The following is a 20533-nucleotide window of genomic DNA, read 5'->3' as shown; positions in this document are numbered from 1 at the left end:
ATGTGAGTGGTGAGACGTGAGACATGAGATTGAAAAAAATCTGCGTGAATCTGTGAAATCTGTGGCTAACTTTAGCGAATGACATTTACAGGCAAAACTATTTTCATCACAGGCGGCAGTCGCGGAATTGGAAAAGCTATCGCGTTGCGCATGGCGCGCGAGGGCGCGAACATTGTGATCGCTGCAAAATCAACTGAAGAAAATCCGAAACTCGGCGGAACAATTTTTTCGGCAGCTGCTGAAATTGAAAAAGCTGCCCGCCCGCATGACGCAGTCGGGCGGGGCGGAAAATGTTTGCCCGTGAAATGCGATATCCGCGAAGAAGAACAGGTGACAGCGGCTGTGGCAGCGGCCGTGGAAAAATTCGGCGGCATAGATATTCTGGTAAATAATGCGAGCGCCATCAATCTTTCTCCCGTTTCCATTTTACCGGCGAAACAATATGATCTCATGATGGACATCAACACGCGCGGAACTTATCTCGTATCGCGGCACTGCATTCCCCATCTGAAAAAATCATCATCGGCGCACATTCTCACTTTATCTCCACCCATTCACATCGACAAACAATGGTTCTCACATTTTGCGCCATATACTATTTCCAAATTCGGAATGAGTATGCTCACGATGGGAATGGCGGAGGAATTGAAAAAAGATAATATCTGCGTGAATTCATTGTGGCCGCGCACCACCATTGCAACGGCGGCGGTGAAAAATATTTTAGGAGGAGAAGAACTGATGCGTAAATCGCGTAAGCCGGAAATTCTTGCTGACACCGCTTATTTTATTTTCAATTCGCGCGATACCGGAAATTTTTTCATTGACGAAGAAGTTCTTGCTAAGAATGGAATTACAGATCTTGAAAAATATGCAGTTACGCCGGGAGGAGAATTGATGAACGATATCTTTTTGTAAAATAACAAATTCCCAATTCCCAATCCCAAAAAACCAAGAAGAAGAACAAAAGGAAATACATTCACTTTCACAATAAGGATCAAAATTCAAAAAAATGAAACTGCCCAATAAAAAATTCTTCATTTATCTTTTCCTGATCCTGCTGGTGACCGCGGTCGCGGTTTTTGCGCTTGTTTATTTTTATCTCCAACCCGATGAAAAAGATCCGAATTGCACAGGAAGAGACCGCTGGAATATAAAAACGCTTACTGACACTGGTGAGAAAAAAATAAATTACACGGCGCAGAATTCAACGGTCGCATCACTCATCACCATTCTGCCGCAAAAAATTTCAGGCGACAGCACTTCGCGTTTCGGAATAGAGTTCAATTCGTATTCGATTCAGTGCCGCATCCGCGAATACAAATTGAGTGATGATGGAGATTTTCATCTCGTGCTCGTAGATCTGAATGATCCATCCAAAACAATGATCGGCGAAATTCCTGATCCATGGTGCGCTTCTGTCAAACTCAGTTCACATCTTTCGCAGTACGTGCAGGCGCGAAAGGATTTTCAGAATACATTATCCGCTTCGCAGGAGATCGATACCAATGCGGTTTATTCCATTACAGGAATTGCATTCTACGATAAAGTTCACGGACAACTCGGTGTTGCGCCTACGGGAATTGAAATTCACCCGGTGCTTTCGATCTCGAAGAATAAGTGAAAATTCTTCATTCTATATTCAGCAGTGCACCAAATCTTCCCAACGATTTGAATTGCATCTGCCTTCGGTTTTAATTAAATTTGAGAATGAAAAAAGCGGGTTGCCTTTTTTTTATCATGATCAGTTGTTTGTTTTCATTCGGGCAAACTCCAACCCTAAGTCTTTATGATTCGCTTAAAGTAATGCCGCCGTTCCTGTATTACACGCTCGACGGAAAATATTTTACCATTGACAGTTTGAAAAGTAATATGAAAACTGTGGAGATCTATTTCAATCCTAAATGCGAACATTGCCAGCAGGAAGCTCAACTCATTTCAGACAGCATCAAATATTTCCCGAAAACACAATTCATTTTTGTTTCCCGCGCGGACAGTGTGTCTTTAAAAAAGTTTGCCTCGGATTACCATCTCGACAGCAGTAAATTCATCACTGTGCTCTGGGATAAAGATCTGTTGTATTACACGTTCACGATCGCGCACTACACGCCTTCCATTCACATTTACGATGAAGATCAGCGGTTGATTTATTTTGCGCAGGATGAATTGACCGGAAAGGAACTGATCCGCGAATTGAAGAGATGAAGGACCGGTATTTAAATTATGCTCCGCGATCTTCCGATAAATTTCAAATCTATCTGTAATCGATCTATTTGTAATCACCCGAGATATTTTCCCACGATCGGCAATCGTCTTCCGCTGCCGAATGCTTTCTGAGAAACCCGGAGTACCGGTGCAAGTTGTGCCCTCTTCCATTCACTGCTATTCACCATTTTCAGAATTCTTTCTATAAGTTCTTTTTCAAATCCCATTTCAACCAGTTCTTTCGGCCCTTGTCGTTTCTCGATGTATTCAAAAAGAATTTTATCGAGAATGGAATAATCCGGAAGCGAATCAGAATCTTTTTGTCCGTGACGTAATTCTGCAGAAGGAGCTTTGCTCAAAATATTTTCAGGAATAATTTTCGCTGAAGAATTGATGAATTTACAAAGCTCATACACCTGCGTTTTGTACACATCGCCTATCACCGAAATTCCACCGCACATATCGCCGTACAACGTTCCGTAACCAACGGCTGCTTCACTTTTATTCGTCGTGTTCAGTAAAATGTACCCGAATTTATTCGCGATGCCCATAAGTGTGATCGCACGCAGGCGCGCCTGTATGTTTTCTTCCGCTACGTTGAATGCCGTGTTTTTAAAAACAGGGGAAAGCATTTTCAGTATTTCATCATAGCTGCTTTTGACCGGGATGATTTCATATTTACAATCCAGGTTTTTGCAAAGCGCGATCGAATCGTCAATGGAATGTTGCGAAGAAAATTCAGAAGGCATCAGCACGGGCAGAACATTTTCTTTCCCGAGCGCGCACGCTGCCAGCACAAGTACGAGTGCAGAATCAATTCCCCCCGAGAGTCCGAGAACCGCTTTAGAGAAATTCATTTTCAGGAAATAATCTTTTATCCCGAGAAGAAGTGCTTCATGAATTAATTCTTCCGAAGATTTTGGATTTTGGATTTTGGGTTTTGGGTTTTGGGTGAGGTCGATGATTTTGAAATCTTCCTCAAAATATTTCATCTCATGAATAATGTCACCCTTGGAACTCAGCACCATCGATCCGCCGTCGAAGATCAGTTCCGTTTGTGCACCCACGTGTTGCAGGTAAAGGAGCGGGACTTTGTATTTTTCAACGTTGCGTTTTAGCACAACCCTTCTCATTTCTGCATGATCATAACTGAAAGGTGAAGCGGCAATGTTGATCATGAGATCGGGTTTCTCTTTGATGAGTTCTTCCATCGGCCATTGCGTGTACATCAGGTCGTCTTCCACATCCCAGAGATCTTCGCAGAGCGTGATCGCAATTTTTTTGTTATTGATCAGCGCGCAATGAAATTCTTTTGCCGGTTCGAAATAGCGGTATTCATCAAACACATCGTAATTCGGAAGAAGTCCTTTGTGATGAACGCTTTTTATTTTGCCATCAGCGAGAACATAAGCCGCATTGAAAAGATCTTTTCCTTCCACGCGCGGATTACGTGCGGGCGCACCTACGATCGCCGCGATGCCTGTGCATGCATGCGCGATCTCGTTCACCGAATTTTCACAACGCGAAATAAAATCACGGAACTCCAGGAAATCTTTCGGCGGATAACCACACACGCACAATTCGGAAAAAACAACAAGAGAAGCGCCTTCTTTTTTTGCGCGTTGAATATTCGCGATGATCTTTTCCGTATTGGAAGAAAAATTCCCGACATGGTAATTCAACTGTGCAAGCGCGATCTTCATCGTTACAAAGTTAACGTGAAATTCTGCAGGGGAGATTCAGAATCTGAAGGAGAGTCCTGATTCGAGATTCCAGTAGAGATTCGGAATCCCCGGCGGTTGTTTCGTATCGTAGGCCATTTCAAAATTCGAAGAGATGCCGAGATGTTTTGAAATGTCGAAAATGCAAGTCAGACTTTCGGAAATGCGGTAGTCGGTGCGGAAATTTATAAAGGCCGGCTGGTAATAGATCGTGTTGTTGACTTCCGCTTTATCAGAAAGATTGACAGAGAAAGTGAAATAAGAACTGATTCGGTTGTCATCATAAATTTTTCCGCCTTCATCTATTTCGTGCTCGAACATGTAGAGTGATGCAACGTAAAGATGAATTGATTTTTTCGCGAGCAACTGAAAACGTATTCCTGCCCCGGTAACGCCACGGAAATTGATCTTCATCGGTTTATTGTATTGCGACTGGATAAAACTTTCTGCGATCCATCGCGTGCTGTCGCCAAGACGATAATTATAACGCACATGCTGAAAACCGGTGTTCTCAAAATTTTCTCCGTTCGCTTTTGTAAAATCAAGATCATTCAGAAAAATAATCCGGCTTCTTCCTTTTTTATACTGAACGTGAATGGTGTTATCGAATGCATAAATGGAATTCACATTCTGTCGCGCAGAAAATCCAAGGTTCACGCGGCCAATCCACCCATTGCTATCATTGTAAAAACGCATCGACTCCACATTGAGCACCTGCGCACGGGAAAAAATCCCGGAGAAAAGAAAAAGAAAAAAAATAAAAATATGTTTCATCCGTAAAAAGAAAAGGCCGCTGTTAAGAGCGACCTTCAGGAGGAATATTTTTTTCATTTTAAAAAAGAACACCGATCGTCAGCGCAATGCAACTTGATTTTGCATTTTGCTTGCTTGCAACACCACCATTGCTGGGTGTTCTGAATAAATATTCAGAATCTAATTTCAATACGTTTGAAAATCCATTGTACCAATTGAGTCCGAAAACCATGGAGGTAGATCCGGCCAGGCTCCATTCTGCACCACCGCCTATATTCAACTGGAGGCGGAACATGTTCATGTCTTTTGTATTGAGCAGATCGGTTTGTGTCGAATGCCCGCCGATCACAAGTCCCGAAACAGAATTCACATCATCCGTTGTTCTGCTCTTGAGGCGGAAAGAAGCATTGAGTCCGAATTGGCCGAAATAAGTAATGGAACCGATCTCAGGCGTTTTCAGTTTTAGTGTAATAGGAATGGTGAGATAAGTGGTGTGATAATCGCGCATGTTCACGCGGTACTTGATCGTTCCCGCTGCAGAATCACTTTTTGCGATGAGCGCTCCGTCTTTATCGAGGTAATAAAAGTTGGTATCTTTTTCAGTGAGGAAATTCAGTTTTCCGCGATCATAGTCAACCTGAAGGCCGGTTTCGAAACAAGCCACTTTATTCAAACGGAAATCGGTGATGAGTCCGTATCCGCCTCTTGCAGAAACGCCGCCGCTGGTATATTTTTTTACATCGTCGGGTTTGTACCAGGTGAGCATTCCGGCAGCTTTGAGTCCGAAGCGGAAATTCTTGAGGTCGTTTTCACCGCTGTCCTGTGTAAATGCGTACTTGCTTCCGAAAGTGAATGCAAGAAAAATGAAGAGTATCTTTTTCATAATTTTTTTGTTCGGGTTTACGTTGTGCAATAATACGATAATTTTGAATTTCATATTATGAGAAAACTTATTCCATTCCTGGTGATCATCGCAGCAGTGATCATGTCGTGCGGAAGCGACCGGCTGGACGTCGACGTATCAGCAATAAAAGTGCCACCGGTAAAAATTATCCGTTACGAAAAAGAGTTTTTCAGTCTTGATACTGCACATTTACAAACAGGCCTTGCTGCTTTACACAATAAGTATGGTGTGTTCAGCGATGGTTTTATTAATAATGTGATCTATCGTTCCGGTCCCGATTCTGTGGACCATGATAAGGATCTGCGTTTTTTTCTTTCGGATTATGCCTATCGTGATCTTTACAAACAGACGAATGAACTTTTCAAAAACGGATTTTCAGATCTTGAAAGTCAATTGACCGATGCATTCGCACATTTTAAATATCATTTTCCGAAAAGAAAATTGCCCCAGGGCGTTTATACGGATATGAGCGGTGTCGATTACAATGTTCTTTATATAGAGGGAGGTTACATTGGTATCGGTCTTGAATATTATCTCGGTCCGCAGAATGCAGCTTATGAAGAACTGGAATGGCCGGCCTATAAAAAAATACATTGCACAAAAGAATATATGCTTTCGAATATTGTGGAAGGATGGATGCTTTGCGAATTTCCTTATGATCCACCGAAGAATGATGTGCTGAATAAAATGGTGTACGAAGGAAAAATTCTTTACCTCGAAAAAGCATTGATGAGAAATTCACCCGACAGTATTATTCTTGGTTATTCTCAAAAGCAGATCGAATGGTGTCTGGCCAATGAAGCAATGATGTACAGTTCACTGATTGATAAACAAAAATTATATTCAGAGAATGATGATGATCTGCAGCATTACACTGAAGATGCACCATTCACACCCGATTTCCCACGCGAGTCGCCCGGTAAGGTGGGCAATTGGATAGGATTGCGGATCGTGGAATCATTCATGAATAAAAATCCGGGTGTTTCTCTCGATGAATTGATGAATATTAAAGATGCGCAGTCCATTCTTAACCGTGCGAAATACAAACCGAAATTCTGATCCGGAAGACATACGTTTACTGCTAACTTTGTTCCATGAAAAAAGCGACGATCAATTTTTCGGTGACTCTGGATGAGAATAACCTGCCCGATTCCATTGAATGGAAAGCCAGCGATTCAAACGAGGGAGGAAAATGTAAAGCCATTATGCTCGCCATGTGGGATGAAAAAGAACAATCCACCATGCGCATTGACCTGTGGACCAAACACTTAATTGTGGATGAAATGAAACAATTTTTCCATCAGAACCTGCTTACGATGTCTGATACTTTTACCCGCGCTACCGGAGAAGAAAAAATGGCAGGAGACTTACGCGATTTTTGTCAATATTTTGCTGAAAAAATGAACCTGGTTGAAGGAGAAGGAAATGCCGGAAATACCAATAAATAACACTTTTTTTTGTGCGTTTTTTTTTGTTTATTTGTTATCAGTCTGGCTTAAACCGAATTGACCATGAAGCAAAAATACCCCCTGTTGTTCTGTTTGTTAATTGCCTTATCAGGAACAACGTCTCTGCGTTCACAAATTTTTTATTCCAATGGCGCAACCGTTGCCGTAACACCGGGTGGTGTTCTGTATTGCAATGGAGGAATTACTCTTGACAATACCACTGCACTTACCAACAACGGTTCGATAACCACTACAAAGAATTCAACATTTCTTCTTCCAGGAACATTTACGATAAATAACTCTTCCTCTTCACAGGGAAACGGAACTTACCAGGTAGAACAGGACTGGATTAATAACGCCACTTTCGTCGGGAACAATAGTACGGTGCGTATGTTCGGCAATACACAGCAGTTCATTACCAGTGTGAATAATACAGTCACTTCTTTCAATAATCTTACGTTACTCGGAAATGGTGTTGGCAATAACAGGAAAAAAACTTTGCAATTGGTGAATGCGATCTCCGGCCCGACAGGTGTTGATTCACTCAATGATCGTGAACTTGAAACGCAAACGAATATTTTCTTCGTTCAGAACACAGCTACAACTTCTGTTCAGAATAACCAGACTCCCGGTTCCGAAGGATTTGTAAGCAGTTTAAACCCCGGAACTTTTTCAAGAGCAACTGCTGTCGGTGGAGGTTCTTATTATTTCCCAACAGGATCAAGTGTTGTTCTCACACGTTATCGCCCGGTGATACTTGATAATACTGCTGCTGTTACCACAGATGAATATCACGTCAGATTCATCAACTGGAATCCTGATAATGATGGATTCCTCCGTTCTCAAAATGATGGATTGATCTGTCTTGCGAATGATACTTTTTATCACGCGATAGATCGCGCTGCCGGTGCCGATCCTGCAACGATCACATTGCATTACATTCCTGCTTCCGATGGAAACTGGAGTGGAATGTCTCACTGGAGAAATGCATCTACGAACTGGAATGACATGAGTACAGTTTCATTCGGCGCTTCCGGGGTATTCACCACAATGACAAGAACGAACTGGTTATTTGCAACCGCTGGTTTTCCATACGTTCTCACTGCTGTTCATCCAACGGCACCTTCTATCGTTTGCCCTTCAGTCTGCCAGAATTCTGCGAATAATATTTTTACTGCTACAACTTCCGGAACAGGAAATTATGTTTGGTCAGTTCCCGGAAATGGAACTATTGTTTCCGGACAAGGAACAGATTCGCTCTCTGTGAACTGGACAAGTGGAAGCGGATATGTGAGTGTATATATTCTTGATCCAACTACCAACTGTCCTTCACTTGCTGATAGTTGCCAACCTACTTTATTGCCCTCTCCGTTTGCAAACTTTGATACCACTTCTTCGGGGCCCTGGTTGAACACCTATTCATTCAATGATCTTTCTACAAACACTTCAACATGGAGCTGGAACTTCGGCGATGGAAATACTTCCACGCAGGAAAGTCCATCACACGGGTATTCAAGTTCCGGAACTTACACGGTTACTTTGATCGCAACTTCCGGACAGGGTTGTTTAGATACGATGACTCAAATTGTAACTGTACTCGAAGGAGTTCTCATTCCGAATGTATTCTCGCCGAACGGTGATGGTAATAACGATGAATTCTATATTCCGAGCAGCGGATTCAAAGAATATAAAATTGAAATTTATGATCGCTGGGGTGTGAAAGTTTTTGAAAGTGAATCAGCAGAAATTCATTGGGATGGCCGTTCTACTTCCGGTTTGCCATGCACCGATGGAACTTATTATTACATACTGCATGCCCTTACAAATACCAAGGATTACAGCCAGACGGGATTCCTCACACTCATAGGATCGAAGAAGCAATAAATAAAAAAATATTTTTCAAAAGCCGCATCAGAAATGTTGCGGCTTTTTTTGTGAAGAAAAATTCCCGAACAATCTTCTTCAGAATTCATTCAGAATTGTTCCGTTGCGGTTTTGTAATTTGCTTCTGTAAATTTTCTGCATGAAAAAAATTACGCTCTTCATTATTTTCTCATTGGCCATTTTAACTTCAAGTGCGCAAAGAGGTTTTGATCACGCTCGTTTCTACCGTAACAACGGGCAACATCAGCATTTCATTAGTGAATCGAATGGATTCAGTGCGTACGGAAATCAATATGGCGTGAGCGGAGGGCCAACATTGGAACTCGGGTATGGATTCCCCGTCATCAACTTACACAATCAGTTCTTCCTGCTTGCCGATGCATGTATTCGCGGTAATGCAATTAAAAAAGCAACGGTAGGTTTCGGAGGTAGTGCATCGTTTGAGTTACGGATATACGATCGCCCGCGTCAATATTCAAAGTACGGATTCGATTTTTCTTACGGGGTGAATGCGATGCTTTTCGGTTGGTCGGATGATGACGGGGATGAAAGCGGGTTCGGAATCTTATATGGAGAAAACTGGTTCCGCGCAGGATATTTGAAGGATGGCCATTCGGTAAAAACGGACGAGAATTATTTCATGGAATTCCAGTACTGGAACGGAAATCTTTTCATGTGTGCGGGAATCGAGTTCGATACATTCAGCAAGCCGGGGCATGCAGTCAGAAAGAAAAGATTGAAATTCTGAAAAAATTATTTTTCGAAATATTTATTTGAATCATCAATGAACTTCAGCAGTTCTTCTTTTCCTTTTGCGGTGTTGGATGACGTGAGAAAATATTTTGGAAGCGCTTCCCATTCTTCACTCATGATTTTTTTGTAAGCTGCAATATTCTTCGGCAATTGAGACGCGGCCACTTTATCGCATTTTGTAAAGACCATGCAGAACGCTATTTGTAATTCCGCGAGTTCAGTCATGAATTCAAGATCCGGTTTTTGTGGCGGGAGACGTGAATCGAGGAGTACGAATAAGCACATGAGATTTTCCCTTCCGCTAACATAATTCCTGATCATCTTTCCGAACTCATTTCTTTTTTCTTTCGAAACTTTCGCATAACCATATCCCGGAAGATCGACCAGCATCCATTTTTCATTGATGAGAAAATGATTGATGAGTTGCGTCTTTCCCGGGCTTGAAGATATACGTGCGAGCCCTCGTACGCCCGTGAGCATATTGATGAGCGAGGACTTACCGACATTCGAACGGCCGATGAATGCATACTCCGGTTTGTCCGGCTTCGGGCATTGCAGAAGTTTTGTGCTGCTGGTGATGTAAGTAGCCGAAGTGATCTTCACAAAAAAATCAAGTGTTGAATTATTTTTTCCGGCCTTTGTAAGAGCTGATGTGCCGTTCTTTTTTCGTCGGGTAAATATCGCTGATGGAGACCATGATGCCGGTTTCATCCACATCGCCGAATTCAGTATTCACAGCGCAGCCGAAATTTCTCATCGTTGCGCTGAGGTTCATATATGAATTTACGAGTGGAGGAATATTTTCTCCGAGCGCACGCACGCGATGATTGAGAATGCGATGGCCTTCCTTGTAAGGATTGTTCCCGAGTTCTTTTTCAAAATCAGAAATATCAGTTTTAATGATCACTTCGTGAAGGGGAACAACAAGATGATCTTTATCCGGAAAATAATGTTCCATGAAATGAAGAATGTAATCGCGCGCAACAATATTGAAATGACGATAGGTGGTGACTTTGCCGAAAAAATATTTTACGTCGGGGTTATCCATCACCAACGCGCCAAGTCCGTCCCACAGGTTATCAAGGGAAAATAATCCTTTACGGTTATTCACCGATGGCTGGTAAGCGGGTTGAATGAATGATCGCCCGAGTTCAATGGTATAAGGAAGGAAATTCTTTTTGAAATTCTCACTGAAAGAAAAAAGCTCTGTAGTAGCCAGATGATACTCGCCATCGGGCAGTTGTGCTTGAATACAACGTATGAAACGATACCCTCCCACGATTTCTTTGTCACCGGGATTCCATACAATGAGTTGTTCGTAACAATTTTCACAGGTATCGAAATCATCAAGATCACAGTCTTTGCCGGTGCCACCGCCTGCAGCGCGGAAACTCACTTCACGCAGCCGGCCAATCTCTGAGAGTGTGTTCGGGGAATTGTGAATGTTAACGATGTAAATACAGTTGTCACCGTTATTCGCTTGCCGGACGAACGTATTTTCATTCAGCTCTTTTTCGAGAAACTCTTTCTTCACGGGAGCAATTACTGGCTTCATAGGATCGTGTTTCTTCACTTATTCATGAAACGGGCCTTTTCTTCCTTCACCAATCGCGTAAACATGTTCCTTCATCAGTTGTGCCCACTCGCGGTGTGAATGCGATCGATCGAAAATTTCCGCGTCGATCGGTTTATCAAAGGTAATAGTTATTGTTTTATTCCGCTGGAGAAACATCTCGTCAGCCAGATAAAACATTTCAATATTCGACTTTATTCCGAAGCGTTTTCTCCACAACGCAAAATTATAGAATCGCGAAGAATTTTTTCCGTCAATAAAACAGGGAACAACCGGCTTTTTATACTGGATGGCTTTGGCGATAAAACTTTTTTTCCATTCGAGATCCTGCACTTTTCCTTTCTGTTTTCTTGACACCAGCCCCGCAGGAAAAATAAGTATAGCGTTATCGGAGCTATAAGTTTCTTCGATCCTGGTGATCGCTGTCTGGGATCCGTGTTTATTCACCGGCACAAAAAGATCATCCATTGTTTTCAGGAAAAGCAGAATATCATTGACCAGGAACCGGATGTCGGGACGCTGTGGTGAAACAGCTTTCATAAGAGCAAGACCATCGAAACCGCCGAGCGGGTGATTAGAAGCAAGAATGAATCCGCCTTGTCGCGGAATATTCTCCGTATTCTTTCCAATGACCGTTGTATTGAATTCGCTCAGCACTTGATTCACAAAATCCATATTCCGCAAGTGACTATTGCGTTCAAAAAAATCGTTCACTTCATTTTCGTGCAAGATCTTTTTGATGTAACGGAGAACAAACCCGGGAAGCCATTTCAGAAGCTTCGGGTTTTTCGCCGCTATGATCTTTTCTATATCTATTAATTTCTCAGCACTCACTGCGCAAAAGTAATTCCCTTTTTGAAAATGAGACGTTGATCGTATTATCCGGAATTAATTGAAATCTCAATGATCTCTTACTTTTTCAGATTTACAACAATTGATCCGGTTAAAAAAAGCCCTTTGCGGACTGCCGCTTCTTTATTAATGAACCCTTCGGTCCCGGCTCAATAATTTTTTCGGATTTTTTTTCAAATCCTTCTATCCGGAAGTAAAAATGAACGCGTGATCTCATTCGTGAAACATTCAAATGTTGATTACCCTTTTTATTCTATTCCGCGCATCGCTGAGCTGAACGCCAATGAAAACAGGGCTTCCGGGCCGCTCATAAAAGATTATTCATCGTGAAATAGGTTAAAGTGGGGAAGTTATTAACAAAAGTGGGAAAAAGTGGGAAAAAGTGGTGAATTAATATTTACTTTTACCCCTCAGAATCCGGATCATGAATAGCCTCATTGGTGTTTACGAATGCAGTATGGATGCAAAAGGACGTTTGCTCGTTCCCGTTGCATTTAAAAAACAGCTGCAATCCGTTCTGAAAAAAGGTTTTGTCATCAAGCGCAGTGTCTTCAGGAAATGCCTTGAACTCTACCCGATGAAAGAATGGGAAGCACTGGTGAAGGATGTGAATAAACTGAACCGGTTCAAAAAGAAAAATGTTGACTTCATCCGCATGTTCAACGCCGGCGTAAAACCGGTGGAACTCGACGGAACCGGGCGTGTTCTTTTACCGAAAGATCTCATCCGTTTCAGTGGTATTTCCAGAAACATCGTTATGTCGGCAGCAGTGAACATGATCGAGATATGGGACAAGGATCAGTATGAACAAGCGATCAATGATCCTTCGATCGATTTCGGTGCACTTGCTGAAGATGTAATGGGAAGCATGGGTAATAAAGCGGAAGATGTTGACCTACCATAATCCCGTTCTTTTACATGAATGCCTGGAAGGATTACAGATCAGGCGTGACGGAAAATATGTGGATGTGACATTCGGCGGCGGCGGACATTCAGGAGCAATTCTTGAAAAACTCGGCACTGATGGAATGCTCATCGCTTTCGACCGTGATGAAGATGCTGCAGCAAATGTTCCCGATGATAAAAGGTTCATTTTCGTTCAGCAGAATTTCACCGCGATGAAAGATTTCCTCGTGAAACACAATCATTTTCCCGTTGATGGAATTCTCGCCGACCTCGGAATTTCCTCTCACCAGATCGATGAAGCATCCCGCGGATTCTCGACACGTTTCGAAGGGCCGCTGGATATGCGCATGGATCAGAGAATGAAAAAGACAGCTGCTGATGTGCTGAATGAAAAAAGTGAAAAGGAACTGAAGCAGATGTTCTCGCTCTATGGTGAAGTGGAAAATGCCGGGAAACTTTCGCGGATCATCGTGCATGCGCGCGAAGAGAAAAACATTTCCACGATCTCCGATCTGAAAACTTCGATTACTTCCTGCACACCGAAAGGGAAAGAGAACAGTTATCTCGCCCGCGTTTTTCAGGCGCTCCGCATTGAAGTGAACCAGGAACTCGAAGCGCTGAAACTTCTTCTCCGGCAATCGGCCGATGTGCTCAAACCGGGCGGAAGAATAGCGGTCATCGCTTACCACTCGCTTGAGGACCGATTGGTGAAAAATTTTTTCCGCTCCGGAAATTTTGAAGGAGAACTGGAAAAAGACATTTACGGAAATATTATCCGTCCGTTCGAACCCGTGAACAGGAAACCGATCACACCGGGCGAAAAAGAAATTGAAATGAATAATCGCGCAAGAAGTGCGAAACTAAGAATAGCAAAAAGATCCGCGAATGCCGCGGCCGCTAAAGCGGAATATGACCAAAAACACAATTAAGGAAACTCCTCCCGAAGAACAGAAGCCGAAGCAGAAAAGCAGCGGAGCAAACATCGTCACCCGTACCGTAGGATCAGTGATGAGCGGAGCCTTCCTCTCCCGCGAAAGTACATTGCGTACTCTTCCATTCATTTTTTTCCTCACGTTCATCGCACTGCTCTACATCGCGAACGGTTATTACGCCGAAGAGCAGATCCGCAAACTCAACACACTTACCAACGATATCAAAGAATTACGATCGGAATACATCGATTCAAAATCCGACCTGAGTTGTGCAAGCCAGCGATCACCGATCGTAGCACGCGCACAGGCACTCGGATTAAAAGATTCAGTCGGATCACTTCTGAAGATCGAAGTCAAAGTATTGCCCGCACCAAAAACTGAAAATTAAAAGTGGAAGAAAGAAAGATCATACTCAAGCGCGTGTACCTCGTGTACATTCTGTGCGGCGTGTTTGCGCTCGCGATCATTGCGCGCGTGTTCTTCCTTCAATTTGCACAGGGAAAAAAATGGGAACTCGAAGCGAAAAATTTCACCGAGAAAGAATTCGACATTGAAGCAGTGCGCGGAAATATTTTCGCCGTCGATGGATCATTGCTCGCTACTTCACTTCCTTATTATGATGTTGGAATTGATCCGCACGCGAATGCTTTTATCGATGATGCAGAATTTGATGATAGCGCGCAGGCACTCGCGAAAGGGTTGTCGAATATGTTCCCCGAAATTTCTTCTGCCGATTATTACCATCTGCTCATCAATGCACGCTCTGCAGGATTGCGTTATCAGCAGGTTGCGAAAAATATTTCTCACAAACAATTACAGGAAATAAGTGCATTGCCCCTCTTCCGCTCAGGGCGATTCAAAGGCGGATTCATTTACATGCAGCATAATCAAAGGAAAAGACTTTTCGGTTCATTGGCAGAACGAACCATCGGTTATGTGCATGGCGATAGTGGCCAGTTCAAAGTCGGACTTGAAGATGCATATGATTCTGTTCTCACCGGGATCAGCGGCAAAAGACTGATGCGGAAAATTGCCGGAGGTGTGTGGATGCCGATCAATAACGAAAATGAAATTGAACCACAGCAGGGAAAAGACATTTTAACAACGATCAATGTCAACATCCAGGATGTTGCGGAAAATGCACTGATGAATTCACTCGCTGCACACGATGCGAAATATGGTTGCGTGGTACTCATGGAAGTTTCTACAGGAGAGATCCGCGCGATCGCCAATCTTTCAAGGCAGGATTCCGGCGTGTACGTTGAAGATTATAATTACGCGATCGCAGACGCGCGCGAACCCGGTTCTACTTTCAAATTGGCATCACTGCTCGTTGCAATGGATGATGGCCGGGTTGATCTCACCGATAAAGTAGATCTCGAAGGCGGCCATCATGCTTACACTTCGAAAGATGTGATGAATGATTCGCACACACCCAAAGAAAATTCGGTGACTGTTGCAGATGCATTCTATGAATCTTCCAACGTAGGAATTTCCAAAACAATTTATGCAGCATACGGAAGAGATCCGAAAAAATTTACCGACGGATTGCATCGCCTGAAATTCGGAATGAAACTGGGCCTTCCTATAAAAGGAGAAGGAGAGTCATTCATAAAAAATGCAGGAGAAAATGACTGGTCCGGAATTTCTCTTCCGTGGATCTCCATTGGTTACGAATCGTTGATCACTCCGCTGCAAACGCTTACTCTTTATAATGCTGTTGCCAATAACGGCGTGATGGTGAAACCGATGTTCGTGAAAGAGATCCGTGAAAAAGGAAAAACGATCCGCACGTTCACACCGGAGATCATCAATGATTCAGTTGCAAAACCGGAAACAATTAAAAAAGCAAAACAACTTCTTGAAGGAGTTGTGCAATTCGGAACAGCACGCAACCTGAAAAATTCTGCTTATCCCATTGCAGGAAAAACAGGAACAGCGCAGATCGCAAAAGGAAGCGGGTATGGAAAAGACAAGAACAACGTTACTTACCAGGCATCCTTCGTTGGTTATTTTCCTGCCGACAAACCGAAGTATTCCTGCATCGTTATCGTTAACGCTCCTTCGGGCGATGTGTATTATGGCGGAGTGGTTGCCGGTCCGATCTTCAAACAGATCGCCGATCGTGTTTATGAAACAGATCTTGATCTGCATTCCGCCGTGAATTCACTTGCTGATAATGCCAATGAAATTCCGCAGATCATGAACGGGTTGAATGTGCAAACAATGAACGCTGCAAATATCCTGCAGATCGATCTGAAGAATGATGCAGGCACTGATGAATTCGCAAAAACAAATGTGAATAATAATTTCATCACACTTTCATCGAGTGATGCCGAACTCAGGTTGAGTGAAGGTTGGATGCCTGATCTCATAGGAATGGCCGGAGCGGATGCACTTTATCTCCTCGAGAAAAGAGGATATCGCGTGCGGCTCAACGGTGCAGGAGCTGTGCATTCGCAATCTGTTTCACCCGGACAAAAAATAACAAAGGATAAAGAGATCATCATCGATCTGTCGATATGAAATTATTGCGCGACATACTTTATAAAAGCAGGCTTCTCGAAGTGAGGGGATCGACGAATGTTGCGGTCGTATCTATGACGTTTGATTCGCGCAAAGCAGAGAAGGACGGATTGTTCATCGCAGTGCGAGGCACGGTTGCGGACGGTCACGATTTTATTTCAAAAGCTGAAGAACTTGGTGTTGTTGCAATTGTGTGTGAAGAATTTCCTGAAGTGATGAGTGAAAAGATCACCTATGTGAAAGTTGCAGACAGTTCTGCCTCGCTCGGTATCATGGCTTCGAATTTTTATGATGACCCTTCTTCTTCGATGAAACTCATTGGCGTGACCGGCACAAACGGGAAAACTACAACAGTCACATTACTCTATCATTTATTCCGCGCGCTCGGGATCAAAACAGGAATGTTCACCACGGTGCGCAACATGATCAACACAGAAGAAATTCCATCCACGCATACCACGCCGGATGCTATCGGGTTGAATCACCTGTTGCGCAAAATGGTTGATGCCGGATGCAAATATGTTTTCATGGAAGTGAGTTCGCATGCAGTGGTACAGAACAGAATTTCAGGATTGCAATTTGCCGGTGGAGTTTTCACCAACATCACGCACGATCATCTCGACTATCACAAAACTTTCGACGCCTACCTGAAAGCAAAAAAAGAATTCTTCGATCAGCTCAGTGAAGAAGCATTTGCGCTTGTGAATAAAGATGATGCGAACGGTGCAGTGATGGTGCAGAACACGCGCGCATTACGCCGATCCTATTCGGTAAAAAGTCTTGGTGATTTCAAATGCAGGATCATCGAGAACCAGTTTTCAGGTTTACATCTCAGCATCGACAATACAGAAATGTGGAGCAAACTCATTGGTAGTTTCAATGCATACAACCTTCTCGCTGTTTACGCAACTGCTGTTCTTCTCGGACAGGAAAAACTGAATGTGCTCACTACACTCAGCATACTCGGCCCCGTGGAAGGAAGATTCCAGTACCTGCGCAATGAAAGTGGTGTTACCGGGATCATCGATTACGCACACACACCTGACGCGCTCGAAAATGTTCTGAGAACGATTCAGGATATCAAAGGAGGAAATGAACAGGTGATCACCGTGATCGGTTGTGGCGGTGATCGCGACAGAACAAAACGTCCGCTCATGGCAAAGATCGCGTGTACGCTGAGCGATCGTGTTATTCTCACTTCTGATAATCCGAGAAGTGAAGATCCGGCTGCGATAATCCGCGAAATGCAGGAAGGTGTGGATGAAAAAAATTCGCGCAACACTATTTCGATCACCGACCGGAGAGAAGCGATACGCACCGCGGTCGCGCTCGCACGCCCGGGCGACATCGTGCTCGTTGCGGGAAAAGGACATGAAAAATACCAGGAAATAAAAGGAGAAAAATTTCCTTTCGATGATATGGAAATACTCAGTGAGAATTTAAAAAACGCCAAAGCCTGAACGATGCTCTACTATCTCTTCATGTGGTTGCATAAGGTGCACAATTTTCCGGGAGCGGGAGTATTCCGGTACATCTCCTTCCGCGCGGCGATGGCGGTATTCGTTTCGTTGCTCATCTCGATGGTTTTCGGAAAACGCATCATCACTTTTATCAAGAAAAAACAAGTAGGCGAAATGGTGCGTGATCTGGGACTGCACGGACAAAAAGAAAAAGAAGGAACGCCTACGATGGGCGGACTCATCATTCTTGCAGCGATCGTCATTCCCACCTTGTTGTTTGCAAAACTCGCGAACGTTTACATCATGCTCATGCTCATCTCAACAGTGTGGCTCGGCATCATCGGTTTCATTGACGATTACATCAAGGTTTTTAAAAAAGATAAACAGGGACTGCACGGAAAATTCAAGATCATGGGACAGGTGGGGCTCGGGTTACTCGTCGGGTCTGTTCTTTATTTCAATCATAATGTAGGTGTGAAAGAAAAAATTTCTGCGGCGAACAATGATCTCATCACGATGACCACTGAACAGTCTTCAGCTCCTTCGGCGCATCTCCCGATTTACGCAAGTGAGGAAACGCATTCACTGAAAACAACAATTCCATTCGTAAAAAATAATGAATTCGATTATTCAAAATTATTATGGTTCCTCGGTGATAAGGCGAAAGACTGGGCGTGGCTCATTTTCATTCCCATTGTCATCTTCATCATCACTGCTGTTTCGAACAGTGCAAATGTTACCGACGGAATTGACGGACTTGCATCCGGAACTTCTGCAGTGATCGGTGTCGTGCTGGGAATTCTCGCTTACGTTTCGGGCAATACCATCTTCGCCGATTACCTGAACATCATGTATATCCCCGACACGGGAGAACTTGTGGTGTTCATCGGCGCATTCATTGGTGCGTGCGTAGGATTTCTCTGGTACAATTCATATCCCGCGCAGGTTTTCATGGGAGATACCGGAAGTCTCGCGCTCGGTGGGATCATTGCGGTGTTTGCGATCGCGATCAGGAAAGAATTGCTCATTCCCATTCTCTGCGGAACTTTTTTCGTCGAGATATTCTCTGTCATACTTCAGGTCACAGTATTCAGGTTCCGCAAGAAAAAATTCGGTCTCGATTATGCAAGATCGCATCGTCTTTTCCTGATGTCGCCTTTGCATCATCATTACCAGAAAAAAGGAATGCACGAATCGAAAATTGTTTTTCGATTCCTCATCATAGCCATCATGCTCGGAATTCTCGCTATAGCAACTCTTAAACTGCGTTGATCACAGGATGAAACGCATCGTGATCATCGGCGCAGGAGAAAGCGGAACCGGCGCAGCAATGCTGGCGAAAAAAAAAGGAATGGATGTTTTTGTCACAGATAAAAACATCATCAAACAAAAGTACAAGGACGTTCTTTCAAATCTTGGGATCGAATGGGAAGAGGGAAATCACACGGAGAAAAAAATTCTCAGTGCCGATGAAGTGATCAGGAGCCCGGGCATACCGGGAACTGCGCCGCTCATTGTTGCATTGCGAAAAAAAGGAATACCGGTGATCAGCGAGATTGAATTCGCAGCGCGATTTACCAATGCGAAAATGATCTGCATAACGGGGAGCAACGGAAAAACAACGACGACACACATCATTCATCACATTCTGAAAAAAGCAGGAATGAATGTAGCGATGGGAGGTAATGTCGGAAAAAGTTTTGCCGCTCTTGTTGCAGAGAAGGAGTACGATTATTTCGTGATCGAACTGAGCAGTTTTCAGCTCGATGACATGTACGACTTCCGCGCAAACATCGCCGTGCTCACCAACATCACTCCCGATCACCTCGACCGGTACGATCACAAAATGGAAAATTATTCGGCTTCAAAATTCCGCATCACGCAGAACCAGCAGCCGGAAGACGCATTTATTTTCTGCATGGACGATGAGATCACGATGCAGGAAATGAAAAAAAGAAAAACAGCGGCGCACTTGTATCCTTTCACACAGAAAAATAAAGTGGAAGAAGGTGCATGGCTCAACGGAAATGAAATAATAATAAATACAAACCATAATCAATTCTCTATGACGATCGAAGAACTCGCACTCCAGGGCAAGCACAACATTTATAATTCCATGGCAGCCGGCATCGCCTCCCGCTTGCTGGAAGTAAGAAAAGAAACCGTGCGCGAATCACTCGCTGATGTTCAGAATATAGAACACCGGATGGAATTCGTTGCGCGCGTGAACAACATCGACTTCATCAACGATTCGAAAGCAACCAATGTGAATTCCACGTGGTTTGCACTCGAAAGTATGACCACTCCTGTTGTGTGGATCGTTGGCGGTGTCGATAAAGGGAATGATTACGCATCGCTTGTCGAACTGGTGAAAACCAAAGTGAAAGCGATCGTGATCCTCGGCACCGAGAATGCGAAGATCAAAAAGATATTCGGCAGCGTAGTGAAAAATATTTCTGAAGCGAAAACTGCACAGCAAGCTGTAACGTTGTCCTCGCGTTTTGCAACAAAAGGAGACACCGTTCTTCTTTCTCCTGCCTGCGCAAGCTTCGATCTTTTCGAGAATTATGAAGACCGCGGCCGCCAGTTCAAAAATGCTGTTCGCGCACTTTAAAAAAA

20 protein-coding genes are annotated in these 20533 nt (G+C 43.6%); 14 read left to right on the top strand and 6 right to left on the bottom strand.

The genetic code is table 11. The annotated features are described in order from the left end of the window. Positions 1 to 78 precede the first annotated feature (78 nt). The 3 genes from HY064_17020 to HY064_17010 all read left to right on the top strand — a co-directional run bounded on the left by HY064_17020 (position 79) and on the right by HY064_17010 (position 2202). Complete coding sequence (locus tag HY064_17020) at positions 79 to 915, top strand: NAD(P)-dependent oxidoreductase (GenBank protein MBI3512366.1); 837 nt, start codon at positions 79 to 81, stop codon at positions 913 to 915. A gap of 94 nt (positions 916 to 1009) precedes the next feature. Then, entirely contained in the window at positions 1010 to 1621 is a 612-nt protein-coding gene (locus HY064_17015) for a hypothetical protein (GenBank protein ID MBI3512365.1), read from the top strand. 86 nt (positions 1622 to 1707) lie between these two features. Then, entirely contained in the window at positions 1708 to 2202 is a 495-nt protein-coding gene (locus HY064_17010) for a redoxin domain-containing protein (protein MBI3512364.1), read from the top strand. A gap of 74 nt (positions 2203 to 2276) precedes the next feature. On the opposite strand, the gene HY064_17005 is transcribed toward HY064_17010, so the two are convergent. The 3 genes from HY064_17005 to HY064_16995 are packed head-to-tail and all read right to left on the bottom strand — an operon-like array spanning position 2277 to position 5559. After that, a complete protein-coding gene (locus HY064_17005; protein MBI3512363.1) occupies positions 2277 to 3905 on the bottom strand; it encodes an NAD+ synthase in 1629 nt (542 codons plus the stop codon). 36 nt (positions 3906 to 3941) lie between these two features. After that, on the bottom strand, positions 3942 to 4754 hold the full coding sequence (locus HY064_17000; protein MBI3512362.1) for a DUF481 domain-containing protein: 813 nt from the start codon (positions 4752 to 4754) through the stop codon (positions 3942 to 3944). Between the two features lies 1 nt (position 4755). Further along, positions 4756 to 5559, bottom strand: a complete 804-nt coding sequence (locus HY064_16995; GenBank protein ID MBI3512361.1) for an outer membrane beta-barrel protein — start codon at positions 5557 to 5559, stop codon at positions 4756 to 4758. A 57-nt stretch (positions 5560 to 5616) separates the two neighbouring features. On the opposite strand from HY064_16995, the gene HY064_16990 reads away from it, so the two are divergent. From HY064_16990 to HY064_16975, 4 genes are all read left to right on the top strand, one after another. Next, a complete protein-coding gene (locus HY064_16990; protein MBI3512360.1) occupies positions 5617 to 6639 on the top strand; it encodes a hypothetical protein in 1023 nt (340 codons plus the stop codon). A 35-nt stretch (positions 6640 to 6674) separates the two neighbouring features. Further along, positions 6675 to 7028 carry a gliding motility protein GldC gene (gldC, locus tag HY064_16985; protein ID MBI3512359.1) on the top strand — a complete coding sequence of 118 codons (354 nt, stop codon included), beginning with the start codon at positions 6675 to 6677 and terminating at the stop codon, positions 7026 to 7028. A gap of 63 nt (positions 7029 to 7091) precedes the next feature. After that, positions 7092 to 8912: a gliding motility-associated C-terminal domain-containing protein gene (locus tag HY064_16980; GenBank protein ID MBI3512358.1), complete on the top strand. Its 1821-nt coding sequence runs from the start codon at positions 7092 to 7094 to the stop codon at positions 8910 to 8912. Between the two features lie 139 nt (positions 8913 to 9051). Then, entirely contained in the window at positions 9052 to 9660 is a 609-nt protein-coding gene (locus HY064_16975; protein MBI3512357.1) for a hypothetical protein, read from the top strand. Between the two features lie 5 nt (positions 9661 to 9665). On the opposite strand, the gene HY064_16970 is transcribed toward HY064_16975, so the two are convergent. Genes HY064_16970 through HY064_16960 form a run of 3 tightly spaced genes read right to left on the bottom strand, consistent with a single transcriptional unit; the run spans position 9666 to position 12072 of the window. Then, complete coding sequence (locus HY064_16970) at positions 9666 to 10268, bottom strand: YihA family ribosome biogenesis GTP-binding protein (protein ID MBI3512356.1); 603 nt, start codon at positions 10266 to 10268, stop codon at positions 9666 to 9668. A gap of 19 nt (positions 10269 to 10287) precedes the next feature. Further along, entirely contained in the window at positions 10288 to 11220 is a 933-nt protein-coding gene (locus HY064_16965; GenBank protein ID MBI3512355.1) for a GNAT family N-acetyltransferase, read from the bottom strand. 18 nt (positions 11221 to 11238) lie between these two features. Next, positions 11239 to 12072: a 1-acyl-sn-glycerol-3-phosphate acyltransferase gene (locus HY064_16960; protein ID MBI3512354.1), complete on the bottom strand. Its 834-nt coding sequence runs from the start codon at positions 12070 to 12072 to the stop codon at positions 11239 to 11241. 442 nt (positions 12073 to 12514) lie between these two features. Here HY064_16960 and mraZ point away from each other — a divergent pair, with 442 nt between their 5' ends. From mraZ to murD, 7 genes are read left to right on the top strand one after another with little or no spacing between them, the layout of a single operon-like run. Further along, the gene (gene mraZ, locus HY064_16955; GenBank protein ID MBI3512353.1) at positions 12515 to 12994 is read left to right on the top strand and encodes a division/cell wall cluster transcriptional repressor MraZ; all 480 of its coding nucleotides are present in this window, start codon (positions 12515 to 12517) and stop codon (positions 12992 to 12994) included. Then, positions 12978 to 13925 (top strand): 16S rRNA (cytosine(1402)-N(4))-methyltransferase RsmH, encoded by a 948-nt coding sequence (rsmH, locus tag HY064_16950; GenBank protein ID MBI3512352.1) that lies wholly within the window; start codon positions 12978 to 12980, stop codon positions 13923 to 13925. Before mraZ ends, rsmH begins: the two co-directional genes overlap by 17 nt. Then, positions 13906 to 14316: a hypothetical protein gene (locus HY064_16945; GenBank protein ID MBI3512351.1), complete on the top strand. Its 411-nt coding sequence runs from the start codon at positions 13906 to 13908 to the stop codon at positions 14314 to 14316. Before rsmH ends, HY064_16945 begins: the two co-directional genes overlap by 20 nt. Before the next feature lie 2 nt (positions 14317 to 14318). Further along, positions 14319 to 16454: a transpeptidase family protein gene (locus HY064_16940; protein ID MBI3512350.1), complete on the top strand. Its 2136-nt coding sequence runs from the start codon at positions 14319 to 14321 to the stop codon at positions 16452 to 16454. Then, positions 16451 to 17914 carry a UDP-N-acetylmuramoyl-L-alanyl-D-glutamate--2,6-diaminopimelate ligase gene (locus HY064_16935; GenBank protein MBI3512349.1) on the top strand — a complete coding sequence of 488 codons (1464 nt, stop codon included), beginning with the start codon at positions 16451 to 16453 and terminating at the stop codon, positions 17912 to 17914. The genes HY064_16940 and HY064_16935 overlap by 4 nt, the downstream gene beginning before the upstream one ends. 3 nt (positions 17915 to 17917) lie before the next feature. After that, positions 17918 to 19186 (top strand): phospho-N-acetylmuramoyl-pentapeptide-transferase, encoded by a 1269-nt coding sequence (locus HY064_16930; protein ID MBI3512348.1) that lies wholly within the window; start codon positions 17918 to 17920, stop codon positions 19184 to 19186. Positions 19187 to 19193: 7 nt separating this feature from the next. After that, positions 19194 to 20528, top strand: coding sequence for a UDP-N-acetylmuramoyl-L-alanine--D-glutamate ligase (gene murD, locus HY064_16925; protein MBI3512347.1), 1335 nt, complete (start codon positions 19194 to 19196; stop codon positions 20526 to 20528). Positions 20529 to 20533: the final 5 nt, after the last annotated feature.

The sequence above is a fragment of the Bacteroidota bacterium genome (assembly GCA_016194975.1).
Classification (GTDB): Bacteria; Bacteroidota; Bacteroidia; order Palsa-965; family Palsa-965.
Note: the sequence above shows the minus strand (reverse complement) of the source record. Positions and strands in the feature narration are given on the sequence as shown.